7 protein-coding genes are annotated in these 7,963 nt (G+C 67.4%); 6 read left to right on the top strand and 1 reads right to left on the bottom strand.

Annotation, left to right across the window (positions count from 1 at the left end; translation table 11 throughout):
* Window positions 1–147: 147 nt before the first annotated feature.
* From KHP12_RS04300 to KHP12_RS04325, 6 genes are all read left to right on the top strand, one after another.
* Window positions 148–1,458 (top strand): CRISPR-associated endonuclease Cas3'', encoded by a 1,311-nt coding sequence (locus KHP12_RS04300; RefSeq protein WP_246648401.1) that lies wholly within the window; start codon window positions 148–150, stop codon window positions 1,456–1,458.
* An 859-nt stretch (window positions 1,459–2,317) separates the two neighbouring features.
* Entirely contained in the window at window positions 2,318–3,133 is an 816-nt protein-coding gene (locus KHP12_RS04305; protein ID WP_372455158.1) for a 3-hydroxyacyl-CoA dehydrogenase family protein, read from the top strand.
* A gap of 2 nt (window positions 3,134–3,135) precedes the next feature.
* Window positions 3,136–3,408, top strand: a complete 273-nt coding sequence (locus KHP12_RS04310; RefSeq protein ID WP_165556371.1) for a phosphopantetheine-binding protein — start codon at window positions 3,136–3,138, stop codon at window positions 3,406–3,408.
* Entirely contained in the window at window positions 3,401–4,516 is a 1,116-nt protein-coding gene (locus KHP12_RS04315) for an acyl-CoA dehydrogenase family protein (RefSeq protein WP_086884060.1), read from the top strand. The genes KHP12_RS04310 and KHP12_RS04315 overlap by 8 nt, the downstream gene beginning before the upstream one ends.
* A complete protein-coding gene (locus tag KHP12_RS04320) occupies window positions 4,513–5,607 on the top strand; it encodes an HAD-IIIC family phosphatase (protein WP_208653148.1) in 1,095 nt (364 codons plus the stop codon). The genes KHP12_RS04315 and KHP12_RS04320 overlap by 4 nt, the downstream gene beginning before the upstream one ends.
* Window positions 5,608–5,722: 115 nt before the next feature.
* Window positions 5,723–6,397 (top strand): O-methyltransferase, encoded by a 675-nt coding sequence (locus KHP12_RS04325; protein WP_086884061.1) that lies wholly within the window; start codon window positions 5,723–5,725, stop codon window positions 6,395–6,397.
* Between the two features lie 70 nt (window positions 6,398–6,467).
* On the opposite strand, the gene KHP12_RS04330 is transcribed toward KHP12_RS04325, so the two are convergent.
* A complete protein-coding gene (locus KHP12_RS04330) occupies window positions 6,468–7,757 on the bottom strand; it encodes a carboxymuconolactone decarboxylase family protein (protein ID WP_167442653.1) in 1,290 nt (429 codons plus the stop codon).
* Window positions 7,758–7,963: the final 206 nt, after the last annotated feature.

Below are 7,963 nucleotides of genomic sequence, written 5' to 3' on the forward strand. Positions count from 1 at the left end.
CACCTCCGCTCGCGCGGAGAGCGCCCTTCGCGACCTGCGATGTTAGAGGGGCTTTGCGTGTTCTTGACTCAAGGAGCAGCTGTTGTGCATGCGCGCCAATCTATCGCGTGGTGGGCGATTGTCAGTGGCTGCTGGTAGGCGTACGGCATGGCCGAGATGCCGTTAGTACCTGCCGGGACTGGCCTCGATGCGCGGTTGTGGGGGAAGGAAAAGGGGCTGCTGAGACCCTACCCGTTGATCTGTCACCTGCTGGATACGGCGGCCGTCGCGGGTCGGTTGTGGGACGTGATGCTGGGGGCCCGCTCACGCGGGTTGATCGCTGAGCGGCTGGGGTTGGGTGAGGATGCGTCGCGGCGGTTGGTGTGTTGTTGGGCGGGGTTGCATGATCTGGGGAAGATCACTCCGCCGTTTCAGAGTATGTCGGCGAGCAGGTACGCCGTCCTCGCCGCAGACGAGGCGTATGCACCGGTGCCGGGTGCGGAGGGGAAGCGGGGGCTGCGGCATGAGCGGGCGACGCACTGGGCGCTGACGGGCCTGTTCGCGGAGTGGGGCTATCCGCACGGCCGGCTGTCGCAGTCGGTGGCTCATCAGGTGGCGCAGCTGCTCGGTGGGCATCACGGGGTATTCGGGTGTGCGTTGGAGGCGTCGAAGCTGCGTGCGCCTGAGGTGTGGGAGCCGGGGTTGGGCGGGCCTGGCTGGGCGGGGCAGCGGGCTGTTCATGCTGGTGTGGTGCGAGCGTTGACGGGGGCGGGTGGGGCGCCGTCGGGCCGGTTGTCGGGTGAGGCGGCGGTGGTGGTGGCGGGTGTGGTCGTGGTCGCGGATTGGCTTGCCAGTCAGGAGTCGGTGATCGCGGAGCGGTTGCCGACGGAGGGCTGGGCGGGGGACGGGAAGGAGTTGGCGGCGCACTGGCGGGAAGCGGTGGAAGCGGCTGAGCGGGTGGTGGGGGAGGCCGGGCTGGGGTCGGCGGTTTTTCCGGCTCGGTCGTTCGCGGGGCAGTTTCCGTTTTCGGCGAATGCGTTGCAGGAGAGCGTGGAGCGGGGTTTGCCGGGGTTGGTGGGGGAGCGGGGTTCGGGGTTGGTGCTGGTGACGGCGCCGACGGGGGATGGGAAGACGGAGGCGGCGTTGCATGCGGCGTCGGTGTTGGGGGGGGTGTCGGGTGCGGGAGGTGTGTTTGTGGCGTTGCCGACGATGGCGACGGCGGATGCGATGGTGCCGCGGGGGGAGGAGTTCGCCCGGATGAATGTGGGTGGGGACCGGGCGTTGGTGTTGTTGCACAACATGGCGTGGCTGAGCCGCTGGGGTGGGTCTGATCAGGGTGATCATGGGCCGGTGGTGGCCGATGGGGTGACGGCGCTCGAGGCGGGGGAGTGGTTGCGCGGCGGGCGGCGTGGGTTGTTGGCGCCGTTGGGGGTGGGGACTGTCCTGTCGCAGTGCACTTGGCAGACAGTGGGCTACTGATCTCCTCGGCTGCCAGGTCGGTTGAGAACGCTGGCCTTCGTTGTTCTCAACCGACCTGGTGTCCGCGGAAACCGGAGTCGTGTCGATAGGCCGAGAAGATCCCCACGGTCGCTCGGGCTTCCCGCTCAGCGCGCGACGCGAGGAGATTCGGTCAACACGAACGAGAACAAGTGAGAATCCGACAGCTGCAATGCGAAAAGACAACTCCCCGGACGCTTTCACACGGATGAGGCCGGCCTGGCACCTCGACATCGCGCGTACCAACCAGCCGATACTGGGGACAGTCGGCCTGAGGGGGCTGGGCAAAGTCTCGGTCACCACCGAGAGGCCCTGCACCTGGCCACGATGGGCGGGGCACAGCGGGTTGGGTGACATCGACCGGGTCTTGATCGCCGGAGAGGCGGTAACGGAGCGTGGAGCCCTCGGCCATTCGAGGTCAGTATGGGGTCGGGACAGCGGGGCTGGGTATCGCCAGCAGCCAGGCACAGATCAGCACGGAGGTGCTGTCGATAACCGGCTTGTACGGGTCCAGATCGGTCGCCCGGGGCGGCAGCTTCTTCCGGGGCTCAGGCCAGGCCGAACCCAGTACGGACGTATTCCCACGTGCGGAGGTTCACCTCGGGCACCGACCTCGCGAAGAACACTGTGGATCCCCCTAGGATGCCGCCTCAGCCTTTGACGTCCTCCGGACGATCGGCGTAATTTTTCTGCTGAAGTAGATATTGCCGAGCTCTTTTCATGGTGCAAATCGTTTGCCCGTTATGCGCCCCATGCGAGGCGTGCTCGATTGAACGATGATTTGGAGTGGGTGATGGTGAATTCCCGATCGGACACGATTGCCGTATTCGGTGCGGGGGTTATGGGGCGCAGCATCACCGCACTCGCACTGGGGCGTGGGGTGCATGTCGTCCTGGTCGACGTATCGGAAGGCGTACTCCAGCAGGCCCGGGCGGAAATCGCCCAGCAGTTGCGGCACGGGCAGTTCATGGCCGCCTTTCCCGATGGACAGGCGGCTGGGACACTGACCACGACGCTGTCCGGCACGGACGCGGCGGACGCCGGTCTCGTGATCGAGGCGATCACCGAGGACGCCACGCTCAAGGCGCGGATCATGGCGGAGATCTCCAGCATGCTCCCCGCCGGGGTCCCGGTGATCACCAACACCTCGGGCATCCCCATCGCCGAACTGGCGAAGTCGGTCCGGCGCCCCGAGGATCTGGCCGGGGTGCACTTTATGAATCCGGCCTATCTCATCGAGATGGTCGAGGTCATCCGCGGTCCGCAGACCGGCGACGACGCCATGGCCGCGATCCAGTCCTCCCTGGAGCGGCTGGGGAAGAAGACGGTCGTCGTGCGCGACGCACCGGGGTTCGTCACCAGCAGGCTGCTGCATCCCATGATCAATGAAGCGGCGAGGGTCGTGGCCGAGGGCACCGCGAGCGTCGAGTCCGTGGACCGGCTGATGCATGGATGTCTCGGTCACCCCACCGGGCCGCTGCGCACCGCCGATCTGATCGGGCTGGACAATCTCGTGGACGCTCTTCGACTGCTTGCCGAGCGGACCGGAAATTCCACCTTCGAGCCCTGTGAACTGCTCATGGAGAAGGTGCGGCGCGGAGATCTGGGGCGCAAGACGGGGCGGGGTTTCTATGACTACGGAAAGGTACTTTCGTGAATATGGACCAGCCGATCGCCGCTGAGGGGATCGAACGGGCGATTACGGCCTTTGTCTCGGAGCGAGTGAAGGCGGAGGTTCCCGTCGGTCAGGATCTCTTCGATTCGGGGCTGGTGTCGTCGATGTTCGCGATGGAGCTCGTGGTCCATCTGGAGCAGGAGTTCTCGGTGCAGATCCTGGGGGATGACCTCAAGCGGGACAACTTCCGTTCCATCGGGGCCATGACCGCTCTGGTGGGGCGTCTGCTCGGCGCCGGGCAATCCGCCGATGCCTGAGCCGCTCGCCGGTGCGCGTGAGCTCGTGGACGACCTCGTCGGCGACCGGGCCGCGGAGTGGGACCGGGCTGGTCTGATCCCCGACGACGTGCTGCGGACGCTGGCCGCCCGCGGCCTGTTGTGCGCGGGGGTGCCGGAGACCTTCGGCGGACTTGGGGCGAGCAGCGCCGCGAACGGCGAGTTCACGGCGTATGTCGGCAGCCGGTGCAGTTCGCTGCGGAGTGTGATGACGTCGCAGGGCATGGCCGCGTGGGCGATCCAGCGCCTGGGCGGCCCGCGGCAGCACGCGGAGTATCTGCCGAAGCTGGCCGGTGGCCGGCTCGCCGCCATCGCGTTCAGTGAGCCGGAGGCGGGCAGTGATCTGTCGGCGATGACCACGACCATCGAACCGGAGGGTGAGACCGTCGTCGTCCGCGGGCAGAAGGTCTGGACGACCGCTGCGCACTACGCCGATCTGATCGTCGTCGTCGGCCGCTACGGCTCCGGGGCGGCCGCTGTGGTGGTACCCGCGTCGGCTCCGGGCGTCACGGTGCGCCGGGTGCCGCGGCCGTCCGGCTGCCGGGCGGCCGGACACGCGGATGTGCACCTCGACGATGTGCGGCTGCCCACCAGTGCGGTGCTCGGCGGTGGGCAGCCGTTGATGCTGCTGGTGACGACGGCGCTGGCGTACGGGCGGATCTCGGTCGCCTGGGGCTGTGTGGGGATCCTGCGGGCCTGTCTGGACGCCGCCGGTGGCCACGCCCGTATCCGGCGGCAGTTCGGCAAGCCGCTCGCCCAACACCAGCTGGTCGGCCGTCACCTGGCGGATCTGCTGACCTCCGAGCAGATCGCCACCCGGGTGTGTGAGCATGCCAGCCGGTGTTGGGACAGCGGCTCCCCGGACATGGTCGTCGCGACCGTCCTGGCCAAGCAGGTGAGCGCGGTCCAGGCCGCGCGGGGCGCCGCCACGGCGGTGCAGGTCCTGGGCTCGGCCGCCGCGCGCGAGGGCCATGTGGTCGAGCGCGCGTACCGCGATGCGAAGCTCATGGAGCTCATCGAGGGCAGTACGGAGATCTGCCAGTTGATTCTCGCCGACCACGCCGTGTCGATGTCGACGTCCGCGTCATGACCCGAGGAAGCACTGTGGCCCAACAGCCCCCGATCGTGAAGTGCCTGGTGTGGGATCTGGACAACACCCTGTGGCAGGGCACGCTGCTGGAAGACGGCCGGGTGACGCTTCCCGGTCCGGTCAGGGAGCTGATCGCCGACCTGGACAGGCGTGGCATCCTCCAGTCGGTCGCCAGCAAGAACGACCACGACCAGGCATGGAAACAGCTCCAAGCGCTCGGCGTGGCCGAGTACTTCGTCCTGCCGCGCATCGGATGGGGCCCGAAGTCCGATGCGGTGCGCGAGATCGCCGCCGAACTCAACTTCGCGCTCGCCACGATCGCCTTCGTCGACGACCAACCGGCCGAGCGCGCGGAAGTCCAGTTCCATCTGCCCGAGGTCCGCTGCTACCCGGCTGAGGAACTCTCCGGCCTCGCCGCTTTGCCGGAATTCAGCCCCCCGACGGTGACGGTGGACGCGCGGCGCCGTCGCCAGATGTATCAGGCCGGATTCCAGCGGAAGGCGGCCGAGGCGGAGTTCACCGGGCCGAGCGAGGACTTCCTGCGCTCCCTCGCACTGGTGATGGACATCGGCCGCGCCACCGAGGAACAGCTCTCCCGTGTCGAGGAGCTGACCTTGCGCACCAGCCAGATGAACGCCACCGGCGTACATTACTCCCTCGCGGATCTGCGGACGCTGCTGGCCGATCCGCGCCATGAGGTGCTGGTGACCGTGCTCACCGACCGGTTCGGACCGCATGGCGCGGTCGGTCTGCAACTGCTGGAGAAGCATCCGCGGGTGTGGAATCTGAAGCTGCTGGCCACCTCCTGCCGTGTGGTGTCCTTCGGCGCCGGCTCGGTGATCCTCAACTGGCTCGTCGACGAAGCCTCCCGCGCGGGTGTCCACCTGGTGGCGGACTTCCGGCGCACCGAACGCAACCGGATGATGGACATCGCCTACCGCTTCGCCGGTTTCACCGACGAGGCGTGCGACTGCCGGGCCGGGCTGCCCGCACCCGCACACGAGGACATCCAGCGGCTGCATCTGATTCCGGAACCACAGGCCCCGTCGCCGACGGTGAAGCTCAACGCCGTCAGCCTCCAGTGCGCCTGAGTCTCCAGGGGCCGTCGGGGCGCACCGCCTCCCGACGGCCCGGACCGGAAGCGGGCGAAAAGCCGAGCATCGGACGAGAACGGACGAGAGAAGATCCGGAGAAGGTGGACGACACATGGCGAACCAGGTAGGACTCCCGGCCGCGCTCTCGGAGTACATCCGGGTGTCCTCCCTGCGCGAGGACGAGATCCTGCGGCAGCTGCGGGAGACCACGGCGGAGCTGCCCGCGGGCAGCGCGATGCAGGTCATGCCCGAGGAGGGGCAGCTGCTGACGCTCCTGGCCGGTCTCACCCCGGCCCGGAGGATCCTGGAGATCGGTACGTTCACCGGATACAGCACCCTGTGCCTGGCCCGTGCGCTCGCCCCCGGCGGACGGCTGATCACCTGTGACATCACCGACCGCTGGCCGCGGATCGGCGCAGATTACTGGGCCAAGGCGGGCGTCGAGGCGCGGATCGACCTTCGTGTCGGTGCCGCGGCCGACACCCTCAAGGCCATCCTCACGGAGGAGGGCCCCGGCACCTTCGACTTCGTGTTCATCGACGCCGACAAGCAGGGCTACCCGGACTACTACGAGATGGCGCTGACGCTCCTTGACGACCGCGGCCTGATCGTGGTCGACAACACCCTGTTCTTCGGCAAGGTCGTGGACCCCGACGCGCAGGATCCCGACACCACCGGGATCCGCGCCTTCAACAAACTGGTCCGTGACGATCCGCGGGTGGAGATGTCCCTGGTGCCCATGGCGGACGGGATCACACTGATCCGCAAGAAGCAGCCGACCGCGTAGAGAGCGGCCGAAGGGGAACCCGGTCCGGTTTCCCGGGCGGGTTCCCCGCCTCCGCCGTCCGCGGGGTCGCTCAGGTGACCACCCTCGGGATGAACGCCGCATGGGATCCGTCGGAGAAGCGGCGCAGTTCGACGCCGTACACCTCGGCGGGGTGCAGCTGCTGACCGAGAAATGCGATCACCCGGTTGAATTCGGGCGGAAATCGGCTGGCCACAATGGCCATACGGAGCCTGCCCAGGGCCAGATTCGCCTCGATCGCGCGCAGGAACGAACCCTCGTCGATGGGATACCCCATCTCCGCCAGCAACTGCTCTCCAGTACTGCCCTGCAATTGTGCGGTGTACTCGAGCGACCGCTGGAGTATGTGGATCGGCCAGTGCCGCGCCCCGCTGCCCGCGTAGTCGAGAATTTTGGCGAGTGCGCTTTGCACGTTCCAGGTGTCGTGTGGTTCCACCACTTCCACGAGTATCGGGACACCCGAGGAATCGGCGAAGAGATGGGTGGCGCTGAAGGAGTAGCCGTCCGTGTCCGGCATGACATCCGTGGGGTTCCTGCGGATCAGCAGGAGCGAGGAGTTGGAGCCGGACGCGTTCGCCGTGGACAGCAGGTCCGGATAGCGGCCGAGGATCTCATGAAGCGGCGGTTCGGGGCTGGCCGACGTCGGGGTGAGCTGGGTGAGCCCGGTGTCGTTCTGCAACACGATGCGCTGGTTCCAGGTCTCGGAGCCCGCCCCCGGAGGCGTCTCCCGCGGGCGTGCGTGTCTGCCGGACGTCAGCTGTCCCGGGTCCGCCGGCAGCAGCGCGGGACGTTCCATCCAGGGGTCGATCGGGACGAGACAGGAGTTCAGGATGAACGCCAGGGTCTTGTACGTTCCGGCGAGGGCCAGCAGTTCGAGGATCTGCTCCTCGCTGTAGCGCTCGGCCAGCTGCTTCCATGTGCCGTCCGACAGCGCCGACTTGGTGTGGAGCTCATCGACCGCCTGGAGAATGGTGGCTTCGAACGGAGTCCAGCCGGCGGTGTCCTCCGAGGCCACCCGGGCGATCTCCGTCTCGTTCATCCCGACGAACAGTCCCGCGGCGTGGTGGTGCGCCCAGACGTACGGGGTCTGTGAACGCCATGCGATGCGCAGGATGACGAGCTCGCGTTCGCGGGCCGGCAGGATGTCGCCCGCCACATGCGTCAGCAGTGGTTGCAGCGCGGGCAGCAGCGTCGGGTGGTTGGCGATGGTCCGGTGGACGTTCGGCGGCGGCCGGTCCGCGAGGAGCCCGTTCAGTGACTGTCCGATCTCCCGGGCGTAGACCTGGCCGGCGGGTGTGACGGCGAAGTCGTCCGCGTCCTGCGGATCGATCCTGGGCCGCATTTTCTCACCTTCGTGAATTATGTTGTCGCATCGGCGTCTCATGGACGGGTGGCTCGGCGTTGTGGCTCTATTCCACCGGCCGAGGTCCAACAGTAATTGATCGTAAGGGCTTTCAAACGCCGGAGGTCTAGGGGAATCCCTAATATTCCCCGTTGTGCTGAGTGGCGGTAACGGAATGGCGTGCGTCGTTCGCGACAGGAGGGATC

This window comes from Streptomyces asiaticus, assembly GCF_018138715.1.
GTDB classification, from domain to species: domain Bacteria; phylum Actinomycetota; class Actinomycetes; order Streptomycetales; family Streptomycetaceae; genus Streptomyces; species Streptomyces asiaticus.